Raw genomic sequence first — 25785 nt, 5'->3', positions numbered from 1 at the left:
TGGAGCGAGGGCGTTGGTCAGCCCAGGTCGATTTCCGGGTACAGCGGGAAGCCGGCCACGAGGTCGGTGGCGCGGCGGGAGATCTCGTCCGCGATCTTCGGGTCGAGGATGTGCTGGGCCTTGGAGGGGGCGCCCGACTTGGTGGTGCCCGGCTCGGCGGTGGTGAGGACGCGGTCGATCAGGCCCGCCACCTCGTCCATCTCCGCCGTGCCCAGGCCACGCGTGGTCAGGGCGGGGGTACCGATGCGGATGCCGGAGGTGTACCAGGCGCCGTTCGGGTCGGCCGGGATGGCGTTGCGGTTGGTGACGATGCCCGACTCGAGGAGGGCGGCCTCTGCCTGGCGGCCGGTGAGGCCGTAGGAGGAGGCGACGTCGATCAGGTTGAGGTGGTTGTCCGTGCCGCCGGTCACCAGGGTCGCGCCCCTGCGCATCAGGCCTTCGGCCAGCGCCCGGGAGTTGTCGACGATGCGCTGGGCGTAGTCCTGGAAGGAGGGCTGACGGGCCTCGGCGAGGGCGACGGCCTTGGCGGCCATGACGTGCGGGAGCGGGCCGCCGAGGACCATCGGGCAGCCGCGGTCGACCTGGTCCTTGAGGGAGTCGTCGCACAGGACCATGCCGCCGCGCGGGCCACGCAGCGACTTGTGGGTGGTGGTGGTGACGATCTGGGCGTGCGGGACCGGGTCGAAGTCGCCGGTCAGCACCTTGCCCGCGACCAGGCCGGCGAAGTGCGCCATGTCCACCATCAGGGTCGCCCCGACCTCGTCGGCGATCTCGCGCATGATGCGGAAGTTCACGAGGCGGGGGTAGGCGGAGTAGCCGGCGACGATGATCAGCGGCTTGAACTCGCGGGCCGAGACACGCAGGGCCTCGTAGTCGATGAGGCCGGTGGCCGGGTCGGTGCCGTAGGAGCGCTGGTCGAACATCTTGCCGGAGATGTTCGGGCGGAAGCCGTGGGTGAGGTGGCCGCCGGCGTCCAGGGACATGCCGAGCATGCGCTGGTTGCCGAAGGCCTGGCGGAGCTCGGCCCAGTCGGCGTCGGTGAGGTCGTTGACCTGGCGGGCACCGGCCTTCTCCAGGAAGGGGGCCTCGACCCGGTCGGCGAGCACGGACCAGAAGGCGACGAGGTTGGCGTCGATGCCGGAGTGCGGCTGGACGTAGGCGTGGCGGGCGCCGAACAGCGCCTTGGCGTGCTCGGCGGCGAGGGACTCGACGGTGTCGACGTTGCGACAGCCGGCGTAGAAGCGGCGACCGATGGTGCCCTCGGCGTACTTGTCGCTGAACCAGTTGCCCATCGTGAGGAGGGTGGCCGGGGAGGCGTAGTTCTCGGAGGCGATCAGCTTGAGCATCTCGCGCTGGTCGGCGACCTCCTGGCCGATGGCGTCGGCGACCCGCGGCTCGACCGCGCGGATCACGTCGAGGGCGGCGCGGAAGGCGGTGGACTCGGTGGACAGGGGCTGCTGCTCTGACATGTCGTCGGCCTCCGGACGGCGTGGCTTGAAGCGTTCACGGTTCACGGTTGGCCCAGGCGCACGGCACTCGCTCACACACAGGCCGCTCCCCGATGGTCGGTCCCATCCCAGCGCGCCAGTCACGGCCCGCGGATCAGCCTACCGGGCGCGTCGAAGCGCGGAGGTCCCGCGTCCACCATGCGAGCGACGATAGGAAAGGGGTCACCCCAGCACTCGGCACCTTCTGGAGAGCCCGTGACCGCTACGGAGACACTCATCGCCGCCGCCGACGCGCACAGTGCGCACAACTACCACCCGCTGCCCGTGGTCGTCGCCTCCGCGGAGGGGGCGTGGATGACGGATGTGGAGGGGAGGCGCTATCTGGATCTGCTGGCCGGCTACTCGGCGCTCAACTTCGGTCATCGCAACCGGCGGCTCGTCCACGCCGCGAAGGCGCAGCTGGAGCGGGTGACGCTGACCTCGCGGGCGTTTCATCACGATCGGTTCGCGGCGTTCTGCGCCGAGCTCGCCGAGCTGTGCGGGATGGAGATGGTGCTGCCGATGAACACGGGCGCGGAGGCGGTGGAGACCGCTGTGAAGACGGCCCGGAAGTGGGGGTACCGGGTCAAGCGCGTGCCGGCGGAGATGGCGAAGATCGTGGTCGCGGGCAACAACTTCCACGGCCGTACGACGACGATCATCAGCTTCTCCACCGACCCGGAGGCGCGGGCGGACTTCGGGCCGTACACACCGGGCTTCGAGATCGTTCCGTACGGGGATCTGACGGCGATGCGGGCGGCGATGACGGAGAACACCGTGGCGGTGCTGCTTGAGCCGATCCAGGGCGAGGCGGGGGTGCTGGTGCCGCCGGCCGGTTATCTGCCGGCGGTGCGGGAGCTGACGCGGGAGCGGAACGTGCTGTTCGTCGCCGATGAGATCCAGTCGGGGCTGGGGCGGACGGGACGGACGTTCGCGTGCGAGCACGAGGGTGTCGTACCGGATGTGTATGTGCTCGGGAAGGCGCTGGGCGGCGGGATCGTGCCCGTGTCGGCGGTGGTGTCGTCGGCCGCGGTGCTCGGGGTGTTCCGGCCCGGGGACCACGGGTCGACCTTCGGCGGGAATCCGCTGGCCTGTGCCGTGGCGCTGGAAGTGATCGCGATGCTGCGGACCGGCGAGTTCCAGGAGCGGGCGGCGGAGCTGGGCGCGCATCTGCACCGGGAGCTGCGGGAGTTGACCGACACGGGGCGGGTGACGGCGGTGCGCGGGCGTGGGCTGTGGGCGGGCGTCGACATCAGTCCCGCGTACGGGACGGGGCGGGAGGTGTCGGAGAAGCTGATGGACCGGGGTGTGCTGGTGAAGGACACACAGGGGGCGACGGTACGGATCGCGCCGCCACTGGTGATCGGGAAGGAGGACTTGGACTGGGGACTCGGTCAACTGCGGTCGGTGCTTGGGGTTTAGGAGCGGGAGGGAGTCATGTGCGGGGTCATCGGGCCGGGTTGGAGGACGGATGGCCCTAGGCCCGCGGTGGGCGGGCCGGGAGACTGACGGCTGTATGTCCGTACAGGGGGCGCGGCGAGAGGCATGGCCGTCATGGGCGAAGCCGGTTCGGGTGGGGTGGCGGGCGGCCGGGGGCTGCTCTTCGAGGGCCGTGATGTCGAGGAGCTGCACGCGCTCGTGAGTGCGCGGTTCGCGCCGCACCGGCTGACGGTGCTGGACGACCGTCCGGTCGACGGGCGCTTCCGGTGCGTGCACGAGGGGGCCGTGGCGCTGTACGAGCTGGGGTACGGGGCGGAGGTCGACGTCACGCCCGGGGAGTTGCCGGACTTCTACAACGTGCACGTTCCGCTCTCCGGGGACGGGGCCGTGACCGCGGACGGAGTGACGCTGTCCTCCGCGCTGAGCATCGTCAACCCGAGGCAGCGGCTGTCGATGCGGTGGAGCGGCGAGACCCTGAACCGGGTACTGATCATCCCCCGGCCCACCCTCGACCGGGCGCTCTGCGTCCGGCTCGGGGAGCTGCCGTCGGCGCCCTTGTTCTTCGCACCCGTGCTGGACCGGCGCGCGGGAGCGGTGCGGGCCTGGCTGCGGGTGGTGCGGGCGTTCGCGGAGTTCGCCGACTCGGAGCTGGCGGCGCGTTCGCCGCTGGGGATGGGGCACTTCGAGCAGCTCGTGGTCAACGGTCTGCTCGACGCCCAGCCGCACCGGCTGAGCGACACGGTGGTGGGCCGGGGACCGGCGGTCCTGCCCCGCGCGGTGCGCCGCGCCGCGGACTTCTGCGCCGAGCACGCTCAGGAGCCGATATCCGTGGCCGACATGGCGCTGGCGGCGCGGGTGAGTGTGCGAAGCCTGCGGGAGGGCTTTCGCACGCATCTGGCCACGACTCCGCTGGCGTACCTGCGCCGGGTCCGGCTGGATCTCGCCCGGCGCGATCTGCTCGCCATCGCTGAGGGGCATGCGCTCGGGACGGTCACCGATGTGGCGCTGCGCTGGGGGTTCGTGCATCTCGGGCGGTTCACCGGGCACTACCGGCAGTCGTACGGGGAGACGCCGTCGCAGACCTTGCGGGGCGGTCGGCGGCGGGCGGGGTCTGTGTCCGATCATGGGCCGGGAACTATCCACAAAGGGGTGCCGTTTCCGCCGTAATCGGATAGCCGCGCGGCGGGGCCGGAGCGATGCTGAAAGCCTGCCGCCCGGGTCGTGAAAAACAGGGTTCGGGGGAGCCGAGCCGGGCGGCAGCAGCGCTGTCCTCAGCGGGTTGCGCGAGCGGCGCCCTCAGCGGATCACATGAGGGACGAAGCGCGCGTATTCGTCCGTGACCAGGCCGGCCGACTCGCGGATGCCGAGGCCGGCCGACTCGTCCTCGACGACCCAGGCGCCCAGTACGACGTGGTTGCCGTCGAAGGTGGGCAGAGGGGCCAACTCCTGGTAGCAGCAGGCCTCTTCGCGCAGGATCGCCTCGGTGCCGGGCCTGTGGATCGTCACGCCGGCGCCCTCGCGGCCGAGCAGCGGCTTGGCGACGTAACCCGTCGTCCGGGCGAGCTCGCGCGGGCCGTCGAGGTAGGCGGGGAGGAGGTTCGGGTGGCCGGGGTACAGCTCCCAGAGGATGGCCAGCAGTGCCTTGTTGCTCAGGAGCATCTTCCAGGCCGGTTCGATCCACAGGGTCGTGCCCGTGCCGCCGCCGTTGTCGAGGGTGTCGAGGACGTGGTCCGCGAAGGCGTCGGTGGTCAGCCACTCCCAGGGGTAGAGCTTGAAGCAGCTGCGGATGAAGCGGAGTTGGTTGTCGACGAAGCGGCCGGACAGGTGGTCCCAACCGATCTCCTCCATGGAGATCCAGTCGGTGTCCAGGCCGGCCTGTTCGGCGGTCTCCTTCAGGTAGGCGACCGTCATCAGGTCCTCGCCGAGTTCGTCGTCCGAGGAGTGCGCGAAGTAGAGGGGGCTGCCGGGCGGGAGGAGGGGCGCCTGCTTCTTCCAGGCGGCGATCAGGCGTTCGTGGAGGGAGTTCCACTGGTCGGCGCCGGGGAAGCGCTCCTCCATCCAGAACCACTGGGGGGAGGCGGCCTCCACCAGTGAGGTGGGGGTGTCGGCGTTGTACTCCAGGAGCTTCGCCGGGCCCGTGCCGTCGTGGCGGAGGTCGAAACGGCCGTAGAGGGAAGGGAGTTCGGAGCGGCGGTGCCAGGCCTCGGCGACCGCGTGGGCGACGCGCGGGTCGGTGATGCCGAGGTCGGCGAAGCGGCCGGTGGTGACGATGTGGTCGGCTGCCGCCAGGCACATGCGGTGGAGTTCCTCGACGGTCTCCTCCAGGGCCTCGACCTCGGCGAGGGCGAAGGAGTAGTAGGCGCTCTCGTCCCAGTAGGGGCGCAGGGAACCGTCGGGGTGGCGGGTGAGGGGGTAGACGAGGCCCTGTTCCTCGACGGTCTGCTGCCAGCCGGGGCGGGGGGTGATGGTGTGACGTTCCATGGCGGGGCGGGTCCTGATCGAGGGTCTTGGTCCTGGTTCAGCCGCCGGAGCTGCCCTTGCCGCTGCCGAAGCCGCCGCGGGAGACGCCGTGGCCGCCGCCGGAACCGCTGGAGGCCTTGCGGGGCTTGGTGAAGGAGCCGCCTTCGACCCAGGTGCCCTGCTTGTTGCCGCCGTAGTACCAGGCGCCGTTCGCCCCGGCCTTGGTGGATGTGCAGTTCTTGTCGGCGACGACCTTGTAGCCCTTGGAGAGGTTGTAGCTGTCGCGGTCGACGCAGCGCTTGTCGGGGTCGGAGGAACAGGCGGTGAGGGCGGCCGCGAGGAGTCCCATGCCGCCGAGTACGACCGTGCCCGAGCGAAGTTGGCGGCGTGCGTCTGCCATGTCCGTGTCCCCCGTTGTCCTGCTGTCCCTGTCGTGCTGTCGACTTCAGCGTGTCGACTGTGAGGTCAGCCTAGAGATGAGTGTGAGAGTGCGTGCACGCGCCCCGTGCTGCCCGCCCCTCCCCTACAGTCACTTTGTGATCTTTGGGATGGTGTGCGCGCTCGGTGCGGCGGTCTGCTTCGGTACGGCGACGGTGTTGCAGGCGGTCGCGGCGCGGGCGGCCGGTGCGGGTGGGGGCGGGGAGGCGGCGCTGCTGCTGCGGGCGCTGCGGCAGTGGCGGTATCTGGCGGGGCTGGCGCTGGACGGGCTGGGGTTTCTGCTGCAGATCGCGGCGCTGCGGTCGATTCCCATCTATGCGGTTGCGGCGGCCCTGGCGTCCAGCCTGGCGGTGACGGGTGTGGTCGCGGCGCGGCTGCTGCAGGTACGGCTGAGCCGGACGGAGTGGGGCGCGGTGGGGGTGGTGTGCGCCGGGCTCGCGATGCTGGGGCTGGCGTCCGGGGGTGAGGGGGACCGCGAGGGATCCATGGCGCTGAAGTGGACGATGCTCGCGGTCGCCGTAGCCGTGCTGGCACTCGGACTGGTCGGTGGGCGGTGGTCCGGGCGGGGGCGGGCGTTGGTGCTCGGGCTGGGGGCCGGGTTCGGGTTCGGGGTGGTGGAGGTGTCGGTACGGCTGATCGACTCACTCGCGCCGTCGGACCTGCTGGCCAACCCGGCGACGTACGCCCTGCTCATCGGTGGCGGCGCCGCGTTCCTGCTGCTGACGTCGGCGCTGCAACGCGGGTCGGTGACCACGGCCACCGCCGGCATGGTGATCGGCGAGACGATCGGCCCGGCGGCGGTGGGGGTGATCTGGCTCGGCGACCGCACACGCGAAGGGCTCGAGTGGCTGGCGGTGTTGGGCTTCGTCGTGGCGGTGGCGGGAGCGCTGGCACTGGCACGCTTCGGGGAGGCACCGGCAGAGGAGACCTGACGGCCGCACCCCTCGGACTTCGCCCTGCGGCAACCGTCCGGCCTTCAGACCTCGCCCGGCAACGGGTGTCCACCCCGTCGACTTCCGCCCCACGACAGCCGTCCACACGCCTCCGGCCTCACCCCACAGCGGGCACCCAACGACCCGGTCCCCGCCCCACAGCGCCATCCTCCGCCCGGCTCACCCGGAGGCATCCACCCACATCCCCTGGCCCTGCCAACAACGGCCGTCCGCCCCGTCAGCTTCACCCCGCGACAGCCCTTCGCACACCTGCGGCCCCGCCCCACAGCACCATCCACCGCCCCGGGGGCCCCACCCCACAGCGCCATCCTCCGCCCGGCTCACCCGGAAGCATCCACCCACACCCCCCTGACCCTGCCAACAACGGCCGTCCAACCCGTCAGCTTCACCCCGCGACAGCCGTCCACAGACCTCCGGCCCCAACCCCAGCAGGCACCCAACAACCCGGGCCCCACCCCACAGCGCCATCCACCCCCCGGCCCCCCGAAGGCATCCACCCACATCCACCCACAACCCCCTGACCCTGCCGACGACAGCTGTCCGACCCCTTCGGCCTCGTCCCGCCACGCGCAGCCACCCCTGTTCCTGCCCGCGGAAGTCCCCCTCCGTCCAGCCCCGCCCGCGTCAGCCGCCCCCTCCCTCCGGCCCGGCCCGCGCCGCGCCGACCGCCCACCTCCTCACCCCATAGCCCCCAAAATCCCGTCCCACAGCCGCGACCTCGCCTCCAGTGCCAGCGTCGCCGTTTCCACCGCCTGCTCCCAGCGGGTGTCGTCCGTGCCGCACAGGTCGGCGACCATCTGCATGGCCATCGGGGTGTGTTCCTCGCCGTCGACCTCGATGTGGCGGGCCAGGTAGTCGCAGAAGAGGGGGAAGCGTTCCGTGCCCTCCTTCTTGATGACCTGGTCGAACATGTCGGGGATCAGGTCCTCGCGGGAGAAGGCGAAGGCGGCCGCCCGGCAGTGCAGGGGGCGGTCCTCGATGATCGCGAAGGTGGTGCGTACGAACTCGTCGGCGGGGGCCGGGACTTGGGCACCGCGCAGGGCCGCAGGCACACCGTGGCCCTCCGTCAGAAGCGCGAGGAACGTGTCGATGCGGGTCGTGTCCGCCGACGCCTCGTCCATGCCGGCGCGGTACAGCTCGAAGTGGCTCGTGAAGCCGCCGTTGAGTTCGTCGCTCTCCTCGACCAGCACGATGTCGTTGATGAGCCGTCGGCTGACCTCCGAACCGTGCGGCACCCAAGGGACGTCGACGCAAGTGAGGTCGCGCTGCAGCGACTTCAGCAGGGACATGAAGTCCCACACCGCGAACACGTGGTGCGACATGAAGGTCGCCATGTCCGCCCGGGTGTTTATCCGCTGGTAAATCGGGTGCGCGGTCACTTCCTTCCGGGCGGATTCGATCACGGAGCGGGCCCGGTCAATTCCCTCGTGGTTCATATCCCAGTCGTACCTGGACATGGACACGCATCTCCTTCGGTCGGGAAATCGAGTGAGAGGGAAGCGATCGTGCAGCTATTTCGACTCAACCGGCAAGCGCTTCCCCGAATTTGGGGAAAGTTACTTGCAGTACGGATCGACAGAGCGCAACAAGGCGATAGAAAGGCTGGCAAAGAGTCACGATCCGGACAGTCGAAAAAACTTCGTTGAATATTTGAACGTGCTGTGGAGGCGTTGCGTACTGGACGGCGTGACCAGTAATCCCGTCACCGTCACCGTGGCCTATCACGTGATGCCGGGCCGCGAGTCCGAGTTCCACTCGTGGGGGTGGGCGATGCTGGGCGCAAGCGCGCAGCAACCGGGCTTCCTGGGGGGTGGCGTCCTTGTCGACCGAGAGGCGGAGTGGCATGTGGTCTATCGCTTCGCCAGCGAGGGGACGGCCCAGGCCTGGGAGGACTCAACGGCCCGCGCTCAGTGGGACGTTCGGGTGGCGGACGTCGCGCGGCAGACCGAGCGGCGGAGCGTGCGGGGCTCCAAGCTGTGGTTCGACTCCCAGACCACCGTTCCGAAGGCACCCACCCCTCCGCCGAAATGGAAACTGTGGTTCATCAACATGAGCGCGGTTTTCCCGCCGGTGCTCCTGTTCAATCTGATCGTCATTCCCTATCTCGGCGGCCTCAATCCGCTCGTCCGCACGTTGCTGTTGTGCCTGTGTGTCACGGCTCTCGTCACCTGGATTCTCATGCCTCGGCTCCAGCGTTTCTTCAAGAAATGGCTGTATCCGCCGCTCCAGGCATTCCGTGGAAGGCACAAAAGACGGACCGCATAGGCCCGGAACGAACCAAGGGAGGTGGGCGGGTGAAGACCCTGCTCATCGACAATTACGACTCGTACACCTACAACCTGTTCCAGCTGATTGCCGAGGTCAACGGCGAGGAACCGGTTGTGGTCCTCAACGACGCCGACGGAATTCCCGATCTCGGGGAGTATCTCGCGGAATTCGACAACGTCGTGGTGTCGCCGGGGCCCGGGCATCCGGCGGAGCCGCGCGACTTCGGTATCAGCGCCGCCGTGCTCGCCGAGTCCACGATCCCCGTGCTGGGCGTCTGCCTGGGGCATCAGGGCATCGCGCTCGGAGAACAGGGTGTGGTGGCGCCCGCCCCGGAGCCGCGGCACGGGCATCTGTCCGCGGTCCGGCACGACGGGCGGGACCTGTTCCGGGGGCTGCCGCAGGACTTCACCGCGGTGCGCTACCACTCGCTGGCCGTGCACGAGCCGCTGCCGGAGTCGCTGGAGGCCACCGCTTGGTCCGAGGACGGGGTGCTGATGGGGCTGCGGCACCGCAGCCGGCCGCTGTGGGGCGTGCAGTTCCATCCGGAGTCGGTGCTCACCGAGTACGGCCACCTGATGCTCGTCAACTTCCGCAATCTCACGGCGGAACGGGCCCGCAGGACCCGTACCAAGAACACGGCCGTCACCCCGGACGCTGCGGCGATCCCCGTGTCGAGGACCGCGGCCATCCCGCGCCCCCGCCGGGCGGCACCCGCCTACCGGCTGCACACCCGGCGCATCGCCGGCGCGGTGGACGCGGAAGCCGCGTTCACGCGGATGTACGGGGCGTCGCGGCGGGCGTTCTGGCTGGACAGTGCGCTGGTCGAGGAGGGGCTGTCGCGGTTCTCGTTCTTCGGTGACGACAGCGGTCCGCTGGCGGAGTTCGTGCGGTACGACGTCGAGAGCGGCCGGTGCGAGATCGAGCGGGCCGGGCGGCCGCCGCGCAAGGTCGCGGCGAGTGTCTTCGACTATCTGAGACGGCAGTTGACGAACCGTCGGGTGGATGCGACCGGACTGCCCTTCGACTTCACCGGCGGCTATGTCGGCTATTTCGGCTACGGGATGAAGGCCGACTGCGGCTCACCGAACCGGCACTCGTCCGAAATACCGGACGCCTGCTGGCTGTTCGCCGACCGGCTGATCGCGGTGGACCATCTGAAGGGGTTCACGTACGCGGTCTGTCTGGCCGAGGACACCGCGCAGGCCGCACGGGAGGCGGAGGACTGGCTCGACGGGGCGCTCGCGCAGCTCAGTTTCGTCTCCGCCGCCCGCGAACAGTCCCCACAGCCGTCGCAGGCCGTGCAGTCCGAGCCCGACCTTGGTGCCGCCGAGCCCTGGCTGGTGCGGGACCGGGCGACGTATCTGGCCGATATCGAGGCCTGCCAAAGGGAGTTGAGGGCGGGGACGAGCTATGAGGTCTGTCTGACCAACGCGGCCCGCTTACCATCGCCGCCCGACGCGTACGACTTCTACCGGGTGCTGCGGCGGGTCAACCCGGCGCCGTATGCCGCCTTTCTGAGGTTCGGGGACGTCGACGTGGCCGGTTCCTCCCCGGAGCGGTTTCTGCGGATCACGCGGGACGGGGTCGCCGAGGCGCGACCCATCAAGGGGACCGCGCCGCGCGGCAGCGGGCCGGAGGAGGACGCGCGGTTGCGGGACGCGCTGGCGGCCGACGCCAAGACGCGGGCCGAGAACCTGATGATCGTCGATCTGCTCCGCAACGACCTGGGCCGGGTCTGCCGGACCGGTTCGGTGCGGGTGAGCCGGCTGATGGCGACGGAGACGTACGCGACCGTGCATCAGCTCGTGTCCACCGTGGAGGGGCGGTTGCGCGAGGGCACGGACGCGGTGGAGTGCGTGCGGGCCTGCTTCCCCGGCGGATCGATGACCGGGGCGCCGAAGCTGCGCACGATGGAGATCATCGACTCGCTGGAGACCGAGGCGCGCGGCGTGTACTCGGGGGCGCTCGGCTACCTCGGGTGCAGCGGGGGTGCGGATCTCAACATCGTCATCCGGACCGGTGTGTTCGCCGACGGGCTGATGCAGCTGGGTGCCGGGGGCGCGATCGTCCTCGACTCCGATCCGGTCGCCGAGTACGACGAGATGCTGCTGAAGACGGCGGCCCAGATGCGGGCCCTCCACCTGCACACCGCGGAGCGGATACGGGAGCAGCGGCAGCAGACGGCGGCCCGCGCGGACGCCCGCCGGGAGCGCACGGCGAGCGAGGAGCCGGTGCGATGACGACTCCGCAGTCCGCGGCCTCGCTGCGAGCCACCGCCGTTCCGCAGCAGCGCAGGGCACCCCGGCCCGCCGCCGCGCCGCACTCCCCCGCCGGCCTCGGGCCCGCCCCGGCCGACTCCGACGCCCCCGGCAATCTCGCCGCCCAGCTCGCCGAGCTCGCCGAGCGGCGCGGCTGGACCGGCCGAGCCGCCTTCCACCAGGGCCACCGGGCCTTCACCCATGGCGAGGTGCACGCGCTCGCGGCCCGCGCCGCCACCGTGCTCGCCGGTCACGGGGTGCGCGCCGGGGACCGGGTGGTGCTGGCGCTGCCCGACGGGATCGCCTGGGTGACGGCCTTCCTCGCCACCGCTCGTCTCGGGGCGGTGGCCGTGCTGCTCAACCCCGAACTCCCGGCGGCGGACCACGCGTTCATGGCCGGGGACACCGGTGCGGTGCTGTGCGTGACGGGGCCGGGCCTGGAGGACCGGTTCCCCGACCGGGCCCGGCTCGGTGCCGACCAGCTGCTCGCGCTCGGCGCCGCCGCCGAGCCGGCACCCGCGCACCCGGTCGACTCGCACGCACCGCTGTATGTGCAGTACACGTCCGGTACCACGGGTCGCCCCAAGGGGGTCGTGCACACGCACGGCGACCCTAGGACGTACCACGACCTGATCGGCCGGCGGCTGCTGCGGATCACGCAGGACGACGTCACGCTGTCGGTGTCGAAGCTGTACTTCGCCTACGGCTTCGGCAACGCCTTCGTCTTCCCGCTCTTCTCCGGATCCTCGGCCGTGCTGGTGGACCGTCGTCCGACCCCGGCCGCCGTGGACGAGCTGGTCGCCCGGCACCGGGTGACGCTGCTCTACTCCGTGCCGTCGGCGTACGCGGCGCTGGTGGCCGACCGGGGCAGCGGGCACGAGGCGTGCTTCGCCTCCGTGCGGGCCGCGGTGTCGGCCGGCGAGGGGCTGCCTGCTGGACTCGGGAGGCAGATCACCGAGCTGCTCGGCGCGCCGGTGCTGGAGCAGATCGGCTCCACCGAGGCCGGTCACGCCTTCTGCGCCAACAGCTTCGACCACAACCACCCGGGCACCGTCGGCCGCCCCGTCCCCGGCTTCGAGGTGGAGCTGCGCGACCGCGCGGGCCGCCCGGTGCCGGACGGCGAGGAGGGTGAACTCTGGGTCCGCGGGCCGACGTTGACGCCGGGCTACCTGGGCCGGCCCGAGGAGACGGAACGCACGCTCGTCGGCGGCTGGCTCGCCACCCACGACCGGGCGCGCCGCGAACACGACGGCACCTACCGGCACCTGGGCCGGGCGGACGACATGGAGATGGTCGGCGGTATCACCGTCTCCCCACTGGAGGTGGAGGCCGTGCTGCGCACCCATCCGGCGGTGAAGGAGGTCGCGGTCGCCGCCGTCACGGACGGGAGCGGGGCCGGCCGGCTGCGCGCCTTCGTCGTGCCCATCGCTCCGGTGCCGGACGGCCGCCTCCAGGACGATCTGCTCCGGCTGGCCCGCGAGCACCTGGCCGCCTTCAAGGTGCCGCGGAGCGTGAGCCTCGTCCCGTCCCTGCCCCGCACCCCGACCGGCAAGCTCCGCCGCCATCTCGTCCGCCAGGGCGCCTGGTGACCATCACTGAAAGGAACGGCCAGATGCGAGAGCAGCAACCTCCGCTCGCCGACCGGGGGTTCTACCTGGGCCCGATGTTCCGGCGGGCCGCCGACCGCCACGGAGCGGTCTTCGTCACCCTGGACCGGCCGCTGGACACCCACCCCGCGCTCGGCGTCGACCTCACCTACTCGGCGCTCGCGGATGTCGTGGAGGAGCTGTCCGGGCGGCTGTGGGACGCGGGGGTACGGCCCTCGGAGCAGGTGGTCGTCCACAAGACGGACAACGTCGACATCGTGCTGCTGACCTGTGCGGTCTCCCGAATCGGCGCCGTGCCCGTGTTGCTCTCCCCGGGGCTCGCCGGTGAAGTGGTCGGGCAGTTGGTCGAGCGGCTCAGGCAGCCGTGGCTGGTGACCGACCGGGCCAAGCTGGAGGGGCCGCTGAAGGGGGTCGGTCTGCGCGTGCGGCGCGTCCTGTCCGTGGACGAGGCGCCGGGCGCCGACGCGCTGGAGAAGTACGCCGGTGCCGAGCGCCCGGCGGCCGTACGGCTCCACCCCCGTGAACCGGCCCTGATCACCCACAGTTCGGGCACGACCGGCGTCCCCAAGCTCGCCGTGCACTGCGCGAACACCATGTGGAACCGGCTGATCCCGCAGAAGGCGATGGGCTGGCCGACGCGCGGCGAAACGGCGGCGCTGCACATGTCGTTCGTGCACTCGCGCTTCTACCATCTGCTCGGCGTCCTGCTGCACTTCGGCAGCCCGCTGGTGCTGATCACCGACCCGGACCCGGCGCGCGTGGGACCGCTGCTGGTGCGCCACCGGCCCGGCATAGTCGAGACGCATCCCAACACCTTCGTGCTGTGGGAGGAGTTGGCCGACGCGCCCGGAGCGCCGCTGTCGCGGGTGCGGTCGTACGGCTCGACGTTCGACGCCATCCATCCACGGACCGTACGGCGGCTGCTGGACGCCTCGAAGCGGCGTACGCCCTGGCTGATCCAGCTGTACGGGCAGAGCGAGACCGGGCCGGTCGCCTTCCAGTGGTTCACGCGGCGCAGTGCGGCACGCGCGGACGGGCGGCGGGTCGGGATCGGGATACCGGGCTTCACGCGGGTCCGGGTCACCGGTCCGGACGGCAGGCCCACGGCGCACGGGACTCCCGGGCGGATCGAGGCCCGTACGCGCGGCCGCATCCTCACCTACCTCGGTATGCAGGACCGCTACGACCGTCAGCTCACCGACGGCTGGTGGGAGATGGGCGACATGGGCTACCGGAGCCGGCTCGGCGCCCTGTACCTGATCGACCGGGAGATCGACCAGATCGACTCCGTGCACAGCAATCTGGAGGTCGAGGACACCCTCATGGACCGGCTGGAGGAGCTGCGTGAGGTCGTCATCGTGCCGGGCGCGCACCGGGAGCCGGTGCCGGTGGTGTGCGTACGCGGCGAACGGCCGCTGGATCCGGAGCGGTGGCGGGAGGCGACGGCCGATCTGCCGGAGATGGCCGAGCCCCGGCAGTGGCGGTTCGAGGAGCTGCCGATGACCGCGACCTGGAAGGTGAAGCGGGTGGAGATCACCCGGATGCTGGCCGAGGGCGCACGCGCGTGAACCCTGTCGTGGTGGTCGGCGCCGGGCCCGTGGGCCTGTCGGCGGCGCTCGCCCTGCGGGCGCACGGGATGCCGGTCGTGCTGCTCGAGGCGGACTCGAAGGACCGCGAACGGCCGGGCAGCCGGGCCCTGTTCGTGCACCGGGAGACCCTTGCACTGCTGGACGGCATGCAGTCCGGGCTCGCCGAGGAGATCACCTCGTACGGCCGGACCTGGCAGACGAAGCGGACCCTGTACCGGGGCCGCGAGGTGTACTCCCGCACCTACCCGGTGCGAGGCACACCCCCCTTCACCAGCCTGCGCCAGGTGGACACCGAGCGCTTCCTGCGGGACGCCTGCGAGCGGGCCGGGGTGGAGTTCGTGTGGGACGCGCGCGTGACGGACGTGCGCAGCTCGGAGATCGGCGTCTCGCTGGGCTGCGCGGACGGGCGGGAGTGGGACTGCGGGTACGTGGTCGCCGCCGACGGCGCACGCTCCGCCGTCCGGCGCGGCCTGGGCATCGCGATGGAGGGCGAGCGGGGCGAGGGGTTCCATGTGGTCGTCGATGTCGCCGATCTCCCGGGCGCCGAGCTGCCGTTGGAGCGGGTCTTCCACTACGAGCATCCGGGCGTCGGCGGGCGCAGTGTGATGCGGGTGCCGTTCACCGGCGGCTTCCAGGTCGACCTGCAGTGCCGGGACGACGACGCGCAGGAGGACTTCGGGACCCGGGAGACCGTGCGGCGGTGGCTGCCGGCGGTCGTGGGCGACGGGTACGCCGAGCAGCTGTTGTGGGTGTCGACGTACCGCTTCCTGCGCATGGTGGCTGCCTCGTTCACCGATCCGCACCGGCGGGTGCTGCTGGTCGGAGAGGCGGCGCATCTGTTTCCGCCGTTCGGGGCGCGCGGCATGAACAGCGGGATCGCGGACGCGGCGGCGGCCGCGGAGGCGGTCGCCGCCGGGACGGCGGAGGCGGTCGGCGACTTCGCTCGGGTGCGGCGGGCGGCGGGCCTGTTCAACAGTGCCGCCGCCGGGACGGCACTCGACCATCTGCGGCCGCGGCGGCGGATCGTGAAGGTCCGGCAGCGTGCCGCGGCAGCGCTCGCGCCGATGCTGCCGTGGTGCGGGTCGTGGCTGGAGCACGCGCCGTACGGGCCGCGGAACGGGGCGCCGGCCGTGGCGGGCCGCAAGTACTGAGAGAGGAGCGGGAGTTGACACAACCGGTCATCACGGAGGGGCTGTCGGCCTGGTCGCCGGGCGGTGGGCTGGTCCCCGCCGGGGAGCCCGGCGGGCGGCTGCTCGTCGCGGACTCCTGGCTGGTGCGGGACGGCCGCGTGCGCGGTCTCGAACGGCATCGGGAGCGGTTCCTGCGGGCCTGCGGCGAGAGCGGGGGGCCGCCGTTGCGCCGGCTGCTGGAGTTCTGGCAGGACATGACGGCCGCGCTGCCGCGGACGGGCGAGTGGTTCCCGCGGGTCGAACTCGCGCCCGGTTCACTTGAGTTGCGGCTGCTGCTGCGCCACGCGCCGCCGCTCGGGACCGGCGTACGGGTCTGGTCGGCGGGTCAGTCCGACCCGCGTACCGTCCCGCGCCGCAAGGGACCGGACCTCGAGACCCTGGCGCGGGTCCGCAAGCGGGCGGTCGGCGAGGGCGCGGACGAGGCGGTGCTCGTCGCACCCACCGGTGTCGTGCTGGAGTCGGCCACCGCCAGCGTGCTGTGGTGGGAGGACGACACCCTGTGCCTGCCCTCGCCGCAGCTGCCCGTCCTGCCCGGAGTCACCGTCGCCCTCGTCCAGGAACGGGCCCGGCGCACCGGCATCCGTGTCGCCCACCGCGAGCGGACGCTCGCCGAGCTGGACGGCCGTGAGGTGTGGCTGGTCAACGCGCTGCACGGGATCCGGCCGGTGACGGACTGGGCGGGAGGCGAGCTGAGGGCGGCCCCCGCGGTGCGTGCACCGGAATGGCGGAAATGGCTGGACGAGATCACGGAGCCACTGCCGGAGAGATAGAACAGCGAACAAATGCAATTACGGGCATCGGTGTCACCGATGCCCGTATTCCGTGTTGCTTCTTTTATTCCACGCTACTTCTTTGCCGGCTGATAAGCCCCGGGCACCATCCGCGTCGCAATGGCGATCCGGTTGTACGCGTTGATGACGGTCGCCGCCCAGATCAGTGCCGCGATCTGCTGCTCGTCGAAGACCTCCGCGGCCTCGGCGTAGACCGCGTCGGGGACGTGCCCGTCGTGGACCAGGGTCACGGCCTCGGTCAACGCCAGTGCGGCGCGCTCGCGTTCGGTGAAGAACGGGGTCTCCCGCCAGGCGTTCAGGGCGTAGATGCGCTGTTCGGTCTCGTCTGCCGCGCGGGCGTCCTTGGTGTGCATGTCGAGGCAGAACGCGCAGCCGTTGAGCTGTGAGGCGCGGATCCTGATCAGCTCCAGGAGTTCCGGTTCGACCTTGGCGTCCTGGGCCGCGGAAACGGCGGCCCCGTGCAGGGAGCCCATCGCCTTGGAAACGTCGGGGGTGATTTTCTTCAGGGCCACACGGGATATCGAGTCACTGTTGCTCATGGGGCGACTCTATCCGTACAGACATATTCCGTGCGGTCGTATTCCGGAATACAGAGCGGTGGGATTACGCCGTCGGCGATTCCGGAAGTGCCGCGCACAGGGCGTCCAGCGCCCCCGACCAGGCGTGGTCCGGCGGTGTCCCGTACCCCACGACCAGTGCGTCGCGGCGCTCGACGGTGGCTTCCGGGTGCCGGTAGCGATGCAGCCCGTGCACCGCGAGGCCCTGCCAGGCGGCTGCCCGCAGCGTCTCCTGTTCGGTGCCGGGCGGGAGCCGCAGCACCACATGCAGGCCGGCCGCGATTCCGGTGGCGCGGACCTGCGGTGCCCTGCGCGCGAGTTCGGCGACCAGGGCGTCGCGGCGGCGCCGGTAGCGCAGCCGGGCGGCGCGTACGTGACGGTCGTAGGCGCCGGAGGTGAGGAACTCGGCGAGCGTCAGCTGGTCCAGGACCCCGCAGCTGTCCACCCTGCCCTTCGCCTTCGCCGCCTCCTCCATGAGGTCCGGAGGCAGCACCAGCCAGGCCAGTCGCAGGCCCGGGGCGAGGGACTTGCTGGCCGTGCCCGCGTAGACGACGTGGTCGGGGTCGAGGCCCTGGAGGGCGCCGACGGGCTGGCGGTCGTAGCGGAACTCACCGTCGTAGTCGTCCTCGACGACCAGTCCGCCGGTGCGCCGCGCCCAGTCGACGACGGCAGCCCGGCGGTCGCGGTGCAGGGTGCCGCCCATCGGGAACTGGTGGGCGGGGGTGAGCAGGACCGCGGCCTCGTCGGTCAACTCCCCCGGGTTCGTGCCGCGTTCGTCGAACGGCAGCGGGACGGTCCGCAGTCCGGTGTCCGCGAGCAGGTCCCAGTGCACGTAGAGGCCGTACGACTCCACGGCGATCGTGCTCGCGCCGCGCGCCCGCAGCAGCGCGGAGAGGATCCGCAGGCCTTGCGAAATGCCGGCGCAGATCAGGATGCGGTCGGGGTCGGTGCGCACGCCCCGGGCGCGGGCGAGGTAGCCGGCGAGGGCGGTGCGCAGTTCGACACGGCCGCGCGGGTCGCCGTAGTCGAAGGCCTGGTTGGGGGCCGCGGCGAGGGCGCGGCGGGCGGCCTTGAGCCACTCGGCGCGGGGGAAGGAGGCGAGGTCGGGGAGGCCGGGGAGCAGGTCGTGGGCGGGGCGGTTGCGCTCGCGCGGGCGGGGTGCGGTGGCGGTCGGCGCGACCTGCCTTGAGGGCGTGGGAGGTACCCCCGCGGCGACCCGTGTGCCCGAGCCCTGCCGGGCCGAGAGCCAGCCCTCCGCGACCAGGTCGGCGTAGGCCTCGGCGACCGTGTTGCGGGCGATGCCCAGGTCGGCGGCGAGGGTGCGGGAGGAGGGCAGCCGGGTGCCGGGGGCGAGGCGGCCGGTGCGGACCGCCTCACGCAAGGCGTCGGTCAGCCCCCGGCGCACCCCCGGACCCGTCGGCTCCAGGTGCAGGTCGACGGCCGAAGTGGCCCATGAATTCGCCATGGAAATGGACCATACTCTTGGGCTGCCTCGCTTCTAGGGTCGAGGCATGACCACAGAGGAAACCACGGAAGAAACCGGCGATTACGTCGCCGAGCAGCCCGCCCGGATGCGCTGGGCCCAGCACGCCCCCGAGGTCTACAAGGCGATGGCCCGTCTCGACACGGCCGCCAAGCAGGGCCTCGACCCCCGGCTGGTGGAGCTCGTGCGGCTGCGCGCCTCCGCGCTCAACCACTGCGCGTTCTGTCTCGACATGCACACCAAGGACGCGCTCGCGGCGGGCGAGAGCGTCCAGCGGATCGTGCAACTGAACGCGTGGGAGGAGTCGAAGCACTTCTACACGGACAAGGAGCTCGCGGCGATCGAGCTGACGGAGGCGGTCACCGTCCTGACCGACGGCTTCGTGCCGGACGAGGTGTACGAGAAGGCCGCCAAGCACTTCGAGGAGGCCGAACTGGCCCGGCTGATCGCCACCATCGCGGTGATCAACGCGTGGAACCGGTTCGGTGTGACCACGCGCGCGGTGCCGGGCCACTACCAGCCGGGCGACTTCGGGTGACGGCCCGTACCCGGCTGCTCGACCGTGCGGTGGCACAGGCCATGTCCGCGGTCAGCGCCGCCGCGAAGCAGGGCCTCGGCGACCCCGCCCTCGCCGAGCTGGTCGTCATCCGGGCCTCGCAGCTCAACCACTGTGCGTTCTGCCTGGACATGCACCTCACGATCGCCCGCAAGCACGGGGTGGGCGAGCGGCAGCTGGACCTGCTGGCCGCCTGGGAGGAGGCCGGGGACGACGTCTTCGACGTACGGGAGCGGGCGGCGCTCGCGCTGACGGAGGCGGTGACCGTGCTGACGGACGGCTTTGTGCCCGACGAGGTGTACGCCGAGGCCGCCCGGCACTTCGACAAGCGTCAACTAGCCCATCTCATAGGCTTGTTGGCAGCCATCAACAACTGGAACCGGGTGATGGTCGGCCGCCGGATTCCGCCTGGGGGGTACACGCCGTGAGCAAGGTGAACGTCTTCCGCGCCCTGCACCGCAGGCGCGAGCCCGGTGATCCGCTGGTCCTGCCCGGCCCCTGGGACGCGGTCAGCGCCCGGGTGTTCGTGAAGGCCGGGTTCCCGGCGCTCGCCACACCCAGCGCGGGGATCGCGGCCTCGCTCGGCCACGAGGACGGGTCCACGCCCGCCGACGAGATGTTCGCTGCGGTGGCGCGCATCTGCCGTGCGGTGGACGTGCCCGTGTCGGCCGACGTCGAGGGCGGGTACGGGCTGGCGCCGAAGGAGCTGGTCGAGCGGCTCCTCGAGGCGGGGGCCGTGGGCTGCAACCTGGAGGACTCCAGCGGGGGCACCCTCAAGGACCCGCACGAGCACGCCGAGTGGCTCGCCGAGGTGCGGTACGCGGCCGGGGACCGGCTCTTCGTCAACGCCCGTGTCGACACCTTCGAGTACGGCGACGGCGATCCCGAACGGGCCATCGAGCGAGCCGCGTTGTACGTCGCCGCGGGCGCCGACTGCATCTATCCGATCGGCGCCCCGGCGGACGTACTTCCCCTGCTGCGGTCCGGCATCCAGGGGCCGATCAATGTGTACGGCAGGCTGGACGGCGGCCCCAAGCCCGCCGAACTCGGTGAACTCGGGGCCACCCGCGTCACGTTCGGGCCGGGACTGCTGCGCTGGGCGGCACTGGCACTGCAGGGGATGACCGGGGAGCTGACGAAGCGGATGTGATCACGACAGCCACGCCTTCCAGGTGGACGCGTGGCTGTCCACCCACTTCCTCGCCGCCTGCTCGGGGGTGAGCTTCTGGTCGGCGATCATCAGGGAGACCTCGTTCTGGTCCTCGGTCGTCCACTTGAACCTCTTCAGGAAGGCCGCCGCCTTGCCGCCCTTCTTCGCGAAGTCCGCGTTGAGGTACTTCTGCAGCGGGGTGTGCGGATAGGCGCAGGTGACCTTCGCCGGGTCCGCGTCGCAGCCCTCCTTGTACGGCGGCAGCTTCACCTCGGTCATCGGGACCTTCTTGAACAGCCACTGCGGCGCGTACCAGTACGTCAGGAAGGGCTTCTTCTCCTTGGCGAACTGCTTCATCTGCGTGATCTGCGCGGCCTCGGAACCGGCGAACACCACCTGGTAGTCCAGCTTCAGGTTGCTCACCAGGGCCTTGTCGTTGGTGACGTAGGACGGGGAGCCGTCCATCAGCTGGCCCTTGCCGCCGCTCTCCGCGGTACGGAACAGCGACGAGTACTTGTTGAGGTTCTTCCAGTTCGTGATGTCGGGGTGCTGCTTGACCAGGTAGGTGGGCACGTACCAGCCGATGTGGCCGGTCACCCCGAGACCGCCGCCGCGCGCGATCGTCTTCTTGTCGTCGACGTAGCGCTTCTCCTGGTCGGGGTGGCCCCAGTCCTCCATGATCGCGTCGACCCGGCCCTGGCTGAGCGCGTCCCAGGCGGGGACCTCGTCGACCTGGACGGTGTCGACGCGGTAGCCGAGCTTGTGCTCCAGCAGGTACTGGGCGACGGCGACGTTCGACTGCGCGCCCACCCAGGACTGCACGGACAGGGTCACGGAATTGGCGCCCTGCGCGTTGGCGAAGGGCGACGCCTGCTTGGTCATGTCGGCGGCACCGCAACCGGTCAGCAGGACGAGCGCCGATCCTGCGGCCACGGCAGTTGTCGTACGAAGTCGCATGTCACGCTCCCTTCTTCGCGCGGCGCCGAGTCGGCTGGGTCACGCGGTCGAGCATCAGGCCGAGGCAGACGATCGCCGCGCCGGCCACCAGACCGGTCGCCAGGTCGCCCTGTGCGAGGCCGAACACGGTGTCGTAGCCGAGCGCGCCACCGCCGACCAGGCCGCCGATGACGACGACGGCGAGGACCAGAACCACGCCCTGGTTGACGGCGAGCAGCAACGCCGGGCGGGCGAGCGGGAGTTGGATCTGACGCAGCTGCTGGGCGGGGGTCGCGCCGAGCGAGCGGGCCGACTCCAGTGCCGCCGGGTCGACCTGGCGCAGGCCCTGCGTGGTGATGCGGACGACGGCGGGCAGGGCGTAGACCACGGCCGCGGCGACGGCCGGGGCGCGGCCCACACCGAACAGCGCGACGACCGGGATCAGGTACACGAACTGCGGCATCGTCTGGAAGACGTCCAGGACCGGCCTCAGCAGTCGCTCGAAGCGGTCGCTGCGGGCGGCCGCGATGCCGGTGGCGAAGCCCAGGACGAGGGTGACGGCGACGGCGGCGAGAACCTGGGAGAGCGTGTCCAGAGACGGCTGCCACACGCCCAGCACACCGATCGCGGCCATGGCGAGCACCGCGGTGAGCGCGGTGCGCCAGGTGCCGATCAGCCAGGCCAGGGCGGCGACCACGAGCAGCACCGACCACCAGGGCAGCCACTGCAGTCCGCTGCGCACCGGGTCGAGCACCCAGGTCGTGAAGTGGCCCGCCCAGTCGGCGGTGCCGCCCACGACGGGCACGCCCGAGTAGAGGTGCGCGGTCATCCAGTCGACGGCGCGGTTGACCGGCTCGGCGATGTTCAGGGTCCAGGCGTCGGGCCAGTCGAGGCGGCCCGCCAGCCGTCCGGCGAGCGCCGCGGCGACGGCGGCGACGGCCGCGTAGAGCCAGGGGCGCAGGCTGCTCCCGTGCTCCTCGCCGGCGTGCTCGCCCGCCGCGCCGGTCACCCGGTCCAGTACGACGGCGAGCAGCACGATCGGGATGCCGGCCGCAAGGGCCGCGCCCACGTCGACCGAGGCCAGCGCCTGGTAGACGCGGTCGCCGAGGCCGGCGGCGCCGATGACCGCCGCGATGACGGCCATGGACAGCGCCATCATGATCGTCTGGTTGAGGCCCAGGAGGAGTTCCTTGCGGGCCAGCGGGATACGGGCGGTCAGCAACCGTTGGCGTGCGGTGGCGCCGAGCGAGTCGACCGCCTCCAGCACCTCCTTGTCGGCGCCGCGCAGACCGAGGGAGGTGAGGCGGGCCATCGGCGGGGCGGCGTAGACGACGGTGGCGAGGACGGCCGCGGGGACGCCCATGCCGAAGACCAGCACTACGGGCAGCAGATACGCGTAGGCAGGCATCACCTGCATGGTGTCCAGGACCGGGCGCAGGGCGCGGTCGAGGCGGTCGGAGAGGCCGGCGGCGAGACCGAGCAGGACACCGACGACGACCGAGGCGAGGACCGCGACCACCATCAGGGCCAGCGTCTGCATGGTCGGCACCCACATGCCGAGCAGACCGCAGACGAGGAAGGCCGCCGCCGTGCCGAACGCGAGCCGCACGCCCGCCACGCGCCAGGCGACGAGGGCGCCGACGGCCGTGACACCGGCCCAGCCCGCGGCGAGCAGCACCAGGTAGACGGCGCGTACGGAGATCACGACCGCGTTGCTGACGTAGCCGAAGCCGTAGAGGAACAGCGGGTGGCTGTCCCGGTTGTCGATGATCCAGTCGCTGGCACTGGTCAGCGGCTTGGACAGGTCGACGGTGAGGGCGTCGGGCCAACTGCCGCTCGCCCACCGGGCGTTGGCGAGCGGTACGAGGACCGCGGCGGCCAGGGCGAGGAACAGGAGCTTGCGTGCGACGACGTGTTTGAGCACGCCGGGGAGGGCGATACGGGGAGCGGAGGCGGTGACCGTTGCCATCAGACCGCCTCCTTCTGCGGCTCCGTTCCGGCGACGACGCCGAGGAGCCTCTCGTGGTCGACGACTCCCAGACAGCGGCCGTCCTCCACGACGCAGGCCGCCCGGCCGGCCTCGGCGACGACCTTGATCGCCTCGGCGACCACGGCGTCGGGCGCGAGGGCGCCCGGGTGCTCCGCCGCGCCGCACTCCCCGGCCCGCATGGCGGTACGGACCGTCATCACCTGCTCGCGCGGCACGTCCCGTACGAACTCGCGCACGTAGTCGTCGGCCGGGCTGCCCACGATCTGCTCCGGGGTGCCCAGCTGGACCACGCGCCCGTCGCGCATCAGCGCGATGCGGTCGCCGAGCTTGAGGGCCTCGCTCAGGTCGTGGGTGATGAAGACCATCGTGCGGCCCTCCTCGCGGTGCAGGCGGACCACCTCCTCCTGCATGTCGCGCCGGATCAGCGGGTCGAGCGCGCTGAACGGCTCGTCGAAGAGCAGGACCTCCGGGTCGACGGCCAACGCCCGGGCGAGGCCCACGCGTTGGCGCTGACCGCCGGAGAGCTGGGCGGGGCGGCGCTGCTCCATGCCCTCCAGGCCGACCTTGGCGACGATCTCCTGGGCGCGCGCCCGGCGCTCCGCCCTGCCGACGCCCTGGATCTCCAGGCCGTACGCCACGTTGTCGAGGACCGTGCGGTGCGGGAGCAGGCCGAAGTGCTGGAAGACCATCGCGGCGCGGTGCCGGCGCAGTTCGCGCAGGCGGGACTTGTCCATGGCGCGGACGTCCTCGCCGTCGATGGCGATGGCGCCCGCGGTCGGCTCGATGAGGCGGGTCAGACAGCGGACCAGTGTGGACTTGCCGGAGCCGGACAGGCCCATCACCACGAAGACCTCGCCCTTGCGCACGTCGAAGGAGACGTCGCGGACGGCGGCGGTGCAGCCGGTGCGGGCGCGCAGCTCGGCCGGGTCCAGCGAGGTCAGTTCGGGATCGCCGGGGACGCTGTCGGCCTTCGGGCCGAAGACCTTCCACAGGCCCTCGACGGCGAAAACGGGGTTGCTCTCGGCGACGGGATCGCTCTTGACGACGGGATTGCTCATCACGCACCACCTCCGATCATTTCGACGGCCTTCTCCCCGACCATGAGCACCCCGATCATCGGGTTCACCGCGGTCATCGTCGGGAAGACGGAGGCGTCGGCGATGCGGATGCCGTCCAGGCCTCGGATCTTCAACTCGGGGTCCACGACGGCCTGTTGGTCGTCCGCGGCGCCCATACGGCAGGTGCCCGCCGGGTGGTACACGGTGTGCGCGACCTTGCGGGCGTACTCACTGAGCTCCTCGTCGCCCGTGATGTGCGGGCCGGGTGCCACCTCGCGCTTGAGCCAGCTGGCCAGCGGTTCGGTGTTCGCGATCTCGCGGGCGATGCGGATGCCGTCGACGAGGGTGCGGGCGTCGTAGTCGTCCTCGTCGGTGAAGTAGCGGAAGTCGAGGGCGGGCTTGACCGACGGGTCCGCGCTCGTCAGGTACAGGCGCCCGCGGCTCTTCGGCTTCGGGATGTTCGGGGTCATCGAGACGCCGAACTCGGGCCGCTGGTAACCCAGGCGCTCCGGATTGTCGGTGAAGGGCACCTGGTAGAAGTGGAACATCAGGTCGGGGCCCGCGTGTTCGGGGTCGCGCCGCACGAACAGGCCGGCGTCGCTGTCCATCGCGGAGTTGTCGGGGATCGGCCCGTGCGTCTCCCAGACGATCACCGACTCGGGGTGGTCGAGAAGGTTCTCGCCGACGCCCGGCAGATCGTGCACGACGGGTATGCCGAGCGCCTCCAGGTCCGCACGGGGGCCGATGCCCGAGTGCAGCAGCAGGCGCGGGGAGTCGACGGCGCCGGCGCACAGGACGACCTCGTTGCGCGCGCGTACGAGGATCTCCTCGCCGTCCTTGGTGCGGACGTGCACGCCCTCCGCGCGCGTGCCGCCGAGTTCCAGCCGGTACGCCCAGGTCTCCAGCAGGACGGTCAGGTTGGGCCGCTCGTCCATCACCGGGTGGAGGTACGCCACCGACGCGCTCGACCGCTTGTTGTTCTCGGGGTGGTAGGCGAGGTCGAAGAAGCCGACGCCCTCCGTGAACGGCGAGCGGTTGAAGCCCTCGACGCGCGGGACGTCGATCGCGTTCTGCGCGGCGTCGACGAAGTCGCGGGCGATGTCGTTCCGGTCCTTCTCGTCGACCGGGACGATGTTGTTGAGCAGCCGGGCGTAGTACGCCTCCATCGGCACCGCGCCCCAGCCCTTGGCGCCGGCCTCCTCCCACTCGTCCCAGTCGGAGGGCAGCGGCTTGAAGGCGATCAGGGTGTTGTGGCTGGAACAGCCGCCGAGGACGCGGGCCCGGCTGTGCCGGATGTGCGAGTTGCCGCGGGGCTGCTCGGTGGTCGGGTAGTCGTAGTCGAGCTCGCCGCCGAGCAGGCCCATCCAGCGGCGCAGCGTCAGGACGTCCTCGCGGCCCACGTCGCTGGGGCCGCCCTCGATGACGGCGACCGTGACGTCGGGGTTCTCGGTGAGGCGGGAGGCGATCACGGAGCCTGCCGTGCCGCCGCCGATGACGACGTAGTCGTAGATGTGGGGGATCTCTGGCGTGGGGGCCATGGGGGGCTTGCTCCAAGGGGGGATCGAGCGGGGTCG

At 71.3% G+C, this 25785-nt stretch carries 22 protein-coding genes and 1 riboswitch; of the genes, 12 read left to right on the top strand and 10 right to left on the bottom strand.

Annotated elements, in window-relative coordinates; translation table 11 throughout:
* Nucleotides 1–17: 17 nt before the first annotated feature.
* Nucleotides 18–1469, bottom strand: a complete 1452-nt coding sequence (locus ABZ880_RS25280; protein ID WP_361266851.1) for a glycine hydroxymethyltransferase — start codon at nt 1467–1469, stop codon at nt 18–20.
* 43 nt (nt 1470–1512) lie between these two features.
* A riboswitch (ZMP/ZTP riboswitch) is annotated at nt 1513–1602 on the bottom strand.
* A 101-nt stretch (nt 1603–1703) separates the two neighbouring features.
* Here ABZ880_RS25280 and rocD point away from each other — a divergent pair.
* Both rocD and ABZ880_RS25270 read left to right on the top strand, forming a co-directional pair.
* Nucleotides 1704–2909 (top strand): ornithine--oxo-acid transaminase, encoded by a 1206-nt coding sequence (gene rocD, locus ABZ880_RS25275; RefSeq protein WP_361266849.1) that lies wholly within the window; start codon nt 1704–1706, stop codon nt 2907–2909.
* Between the two features lie 123 nt (nt 2910–3032).
* Nucleotides 3033–4094: an AraC family transcriptional regulator gene (locus ABZ880_RS25270; RefSeq protein ID WP_361266847.1), complete on the top strand. Its 1062-nt coding sequence runs from the start codon at nt 3033–3035 to the stop codon at nt 4092–4094.
* A 129-nt stretch (nt 4095–4223) separates the two neighbouring features.
* Here ABZ880_RS25270 and ABZ880_RS25265 read toward each other — a convergent pair whose 3' ends face one another.
* The gene (locus tag ABZ880_RS25265; protein ID WP_361266845.1) at nt 4224–5408 is read right to left on the bottom strand and encodes a glutathionylspermidine synthase family protein; all 1185 of its coding nucleotides are present in this window, start codon (nt 5406–5408) and stop codon (nt 4224–4226) included.
* A gap of 37 nt (nt 5409–5445) precedes the next feature.
* The gene (locus tag ABZ880_RS25260) at nt 5446–5787 is read right to left on the bottom strand and encodes a hypothetical protein (RefSeq protein WP_361266843.1); all 342 of its coding nucleotides are present in this window, start codon (nt 5785–5787) and stop codon (nt 5446–5448) included.
* A 148-nt stretch (nt 5788–5935) separates the two neighbouring features.
* Here ABZ880_RS25260 and ABZ880_RS25255 point away from each other — a divergent pair, with 148 nt between their 5' ends.
* The gene (locus tag ABZ880_RS25255) at nt 5936–6757 is read left to right on the top strand and encodes a DMT family transporter (protein ID WP_361267108.1); all 822 of its coding nucleotides are present in this window, start codon (nt 5936–5938) and stop codon (nt 6755–6757) included.
* A 698-nt stretch (nt 6758–7455) separates the two neighbouring features.
* On the opposite strand, the gene ABZ880_RS25250 is transcribed toward ABZ880_RS25255, so the two are convergent.
* The gene (locus ABZ880_RS25250) at nt 7456–8235 is read right to left on the bottom strand and encodes a DUF3050 domain-containing protein (RefSeq protein WP_361266841.1); all 780 of its coding nucleotides are present in this window, start codon (nt 8233–8235) and stop codon (nt 7456–7458) included.
* A 271-nt stretch (nt 8236–8506) separates the two neighbouring features.
* Between ABZ880_RS25250 and ABZ880_RS25245 the strand changes: the two genes are divergently transcribed.
* From ABZ880_RS25245 to ABZ880_RS25220, 6 genes are read left to right on the top strand one after another with little or no spacing between them, the layout of a single operon-like run.
* The gene (locus tag ABZ880_RS25245; RefSeq protein ID WP_361267106.1) at nt 8507–9043 is read left to right on the top strand and encodes a hypothetical protein; all 537 of its coding nucleotides are present in this window, start codon (nt 8507–8509) and stop codon (nt 9041–9043) included.
* A gap of 29 nt (nt 9044–9072) precedes the next feature.
* Nucleotides 9073–11286: an aminodeoxychorismate synthase component I gene (gene pabB, locus ABZ880_RS25240; RefSeq protein ID WP_361266839.1), complete on the top strand. Its 2214-nt coding sequence runs from the start codon at nt 9073–9075 to the stop codon at nt 11284–11286.
* Nucleotides 11283–12893 carry a benzoate-CoA ligase family protein gene (locus tag ABZ880_RS25235; RefSeq protein ID WP_361266837.1) on the top strand — a complete coding sequence of 537 codons (1611 nt, stop codon included), beginning with the start codon at nt 11283–11285 and terminating at the stop codon, nt 12891–12893. Before pabB ends, ABZ880_RS25235 begins: the two co-directional genes overlap by 4 nt.
* Nucleotides 12894–12916: 23 nt before the next feature.
* Nucleotides 12917–14479 (top strand): AMP-binding protein, encoded by a 1563-nt coding sequence (locus tag ABZ880_RS25230; RefSeq protein WP_361266835.1) that lies wholly within the window; start codon nt 12917–12919, stop codon nt 14477–14479.
* On the top strand, nt 14476–15651 hold the full coding sequence (locus ABZ880_RS25225) for an FAD-dependent monooxygenase (protein WP_361266833.1): 1176 nt from the start codon (nt 14476–14478) through the stop codon (nt 15649–15651). The genes ABZ880_RS25230 and ABZ880_RS25225 overlap by 4 nt, the downstream gene beginning before the upstream one ends.
* 14 nt (nt 15652–15665) lie before the next feature.
* Nucleotides 15666–16460, top strand: a complete 795-nt coding sequence (locus tag ABZ880_RS25220) for an aminotransferase class IV (RefSeq protein ID WP_361266831.1) — start codon at nt 15666–15668, stop codon at nt 16458–16460.
* A 74-nt stretch (nt 16461–16534) separates the two neighbouring features.
* Here ABZ880_RS25220 and ABZ880_RS25215 read toward each other — a convergent pair whose 3' ends face one another.
* Both ABZ880_RS25215 and ABZ880_RS25210 read right to left on the bottom strand, forming a co-directional pair.
* Nucleotides 16535–17020, bottom strand: a complete 486-nt coding sequence (locus ABZ880_RS25215) for a carboxymuconolactone decarboxylase family protein (protein ID WP_361266829.1) — start codon at nt 17018–17020, stop codon at nt 16535–16537.
* 64 nt (nt 17021–17084) lie between these two features.
* Entirely contained in the window at nt 17085–18503 is a 1419-nt protein-coding gene (locus tag ABZ880_RS25210) for a PLP-dependent aminotransferase family protein (RefSeq protein ID WP_361266827.1), read from the bottom strand.
* A 46-nt stretch (nt 18504–18549) separates the two neighbouring features.
* Here ABZ880_RS25210 and ABZ880_RS25205 point away from each other — a divergent pair, with 46 nt between their 5' ends.
* Genes ABZ880_RS25205 through ABZ880_RS25195 form a run of 3 tightly spaced genes read left to right on the top strand, consistent with a single transcriptional unit; the run spans nt 18550 to nt 20227 of the window.
* A complete protein-coding gene (locus ABZ880_RS25205) occupies nt 18550–19059 on the top strand; it encodes a carboxymuconolactone decarboxylase family protein (RefSeq protein WP_361266825.1) in 510 nt (169 codons plus the stop codon).
* Nucleotides 19056–19505, top strand: coding sequence for a carboxymuconolactone decarboxylase family protein (locus tag ABZ880_RS25200; RefSeq protein WP_361266823.1), 450 nt, complete (start codon nt 19056–19058; stop codon nt 19503–19505). The genes ABZ880_RS25205 and ABZ880_RS25200 overlap by 4 nt, the downstream gene beginning before the upstream one ends.
* A complete protein-coding gene (locus ABZ880_RS25195; RefSeq protein WP_361266821.1) occupies nt 19502–20227 on the top strand; it encodes an isocitrate lyase/phosphoenolpyruvate mutase family protein in 726 nt (241 codons plus the stop codon). The genes ABZ880_RS25200 and ABZ880_RS25195 overlap by 4 nt, the downstream gene beginning before the upstream one ends.
* On the opposite strand, the gene ABZ880_RS25190 is transcribed toward ABZ880_RS25195, so the two are convergent.
* From ABZ880_RS25190 to ABZ880_RS25175, 4 genes are read right to left on the bottom strand one after another with little or no spacing between them, the layout of a single operon-like run.
* A complete protein-coding gene (locus tag ABZ880_RS25190; protein WP_361266819.1) occupies nt 20228–21184 on the bottom strand; it encodes an ABC transporter substrate-binding protein in 957 nt (318 codons plus the stop codon). It abuts the gene before it with no gap.
* Between the two features lies 1 nt (nt 21185).
* Nucleotides 21186–23132, bottom strand: a complete 1947-nt coding sequence (locus ABZ880_RS25185) for an ABC transporter permease subunit (RefSeq protein ID WP_361266817.1) — start codon at nt 23130–23132, stop codon at nt 21186–21188.
* Nucleotides 23132–24211 (bottom strand): glycine betaine/L-proline ABC transporter ATP-binding protein, encoded by a 1080-nt coding sequence (locus tag ABZ880_RS25180; protein WP_361266815.1) that lies wholly within the window; start codon nt 24209–24211, stop codon nt 23132–23134. Before ABZ880_RS25180 ends, ABZ880_RS25185 begins: the two co-directional genes overlap by 1 nt.
* Nucleotides 24211–25749 carry a GMC oxidoreductase gene (locus ABZ880_RS25175; protein WP_361266813.1) on the bottom strand — a complete coding sequence of 513 codons (1539 nt, stop codon included), beginning with the start codon at nt 25747–25749 and terminating at the stop codon, nt 24211–24213. The genes ABZ880_RS25180 and ABZ880_RS25175 overlap by 1 nt, the downstream gene beginning before the upstream one ends.
* Nucleotides 25750–25785: the final 36 nt, after the last annotated feature.

This window comes from Streptomyces sp. NPDC047043, assembly GCF_040644055.1.
Classification (GTDB): Bacteria; Actinomycetota; Actinomycetes; order Streptomycetales; family Streptomycetaceae; genus Streptomyces.
This window is presented reverse-complemented; position numbering and strand designations above follow the sequence as displayed.

What these genes read in the sequence shown, in the direction of transcription:
- ABZ880_RS25190 (WP_361266819.1), bottom strand. Translation starts at nt 21,184, where the DNA reads ATGCGACTTCGTACGACAACTGCCGTGGCCGCAGGATCGGCGCTCGTC.
- ABZ880_RS25185 (WP_361266817.1), bottom strand. Translation starts at nt 23,132, where the DNA reads ATGGCAACGGTCACCGCCTCCGCTCCCCGTATCGCCCTCCCCGGCGTG.
- ABZ880_RS25265 (WP_361266845.1), bottom strand. Translation starts at nt 5,408, where the DNA reads ATGGAACGTCACACCATCACCCCCCGCCCCGGCTGGCAGCAGACCGTC.
- ABZ880_RS25210 (WP_361266827.1), bottom strand. Translation starts at nt 18,503, where the DNA reads ATGGCGAATTCATGGGCCACTTCGGCCGTCGACCTGCACCTGGAGCCG.
- ABZ880_RS25255 (WP_361267108.1), top strand. Translation starts at nt 5,936, where the DNA reads ATGGTGTGCGCGCTCGGTGCGGCGGTCTGCTTCGGTACGGCGACGGTG.
- ABZ880_RS25260 (WP_361266843.1), bottom strand. Translation starts at nt 5,787, where the DNA reads ATGGCAGACGCACGCCGCCAACTTCGCTCGGGCACGGTCGTACTCGGC.
- ABZ880_RS25280 (WP_361266851.1), bottom strand. Translation starts at nt 1,469, where the DNA reads ATGTCAGAGCAGCAGCCCCTGTCCACCGAGTCCACCGCCTTCCGCGCC.
- ABZ880_RS25205 (WP_361266825.1), top strand. Translation starts at nt 18,550, where the DNA reads ATGACCACAGAGGAAACCACGGAAGAAACCGGCGATTACGTCGCCGAG.
- ABZ880_RS25250 (WP_361266841.1), bottom strand. Translation starts at nt 8,235, where the DNA reads ATGTCCAGGTACGACTGGGATATGAACCACGAGGGAATTGACCGGGCC.
- ABZ880_RS25235 (WP_361266837.1), top strand. Translation starts at nt 11,283, where the DNA reads ATGACGACTCCGCAGTCCGCGGCCTCGCTGCGAGCCACCGCCGTTCCG.
- ABZ880_RS25180 (WP_361266815.1), bottom strand. Translation starts at nt 24,211, where the DNA reads ATGAGCAATCCCGTCGTCAAGAGCGATCCCGTCGCCGAGAGCAACCCC.
- ABZ880_RS25230 (WP_361266835.1), top strand. Translation starts at nt 12,917, where the DNA reads ATGCGAGAGCAGCAACCTCCGCTCGCCGACCGGGGGTTCTACCTGGGC.
- ABZ880_RS25175 (WP_361266813.1), bottom strand. Translation starts at nt 25,749, where the DNA reads ATGGCCCCCACGCCAGAGATCCCCCACATCTACGACTACGTCGTCATC.
- ABZ880_RS25270 (WP_361266847.1), top strand. Translation starts at nt 3,033, where the DNA reads ATGGCCGTCATGGGCGAAGCCGGTTCGGGTGGGGTGGCGGGCGGCCGG.
- ABZ880_RS25245 (WP_361267106.1), top strand. Translation starts at nt 8,507, where the DNA reads ATGCCGGGCCGCGAGTCCGAGTTCCACTCGTGGGGGTGGGCGATGCTG.
- ABZ880_RS25215 (WP_361266829.1), bottom strand. Translation starts at nt 17,020, where the DNA reads ATGAGCAACAGTGACTCGATATCCCGTGTGGCCCTGAAGAAAATCACC.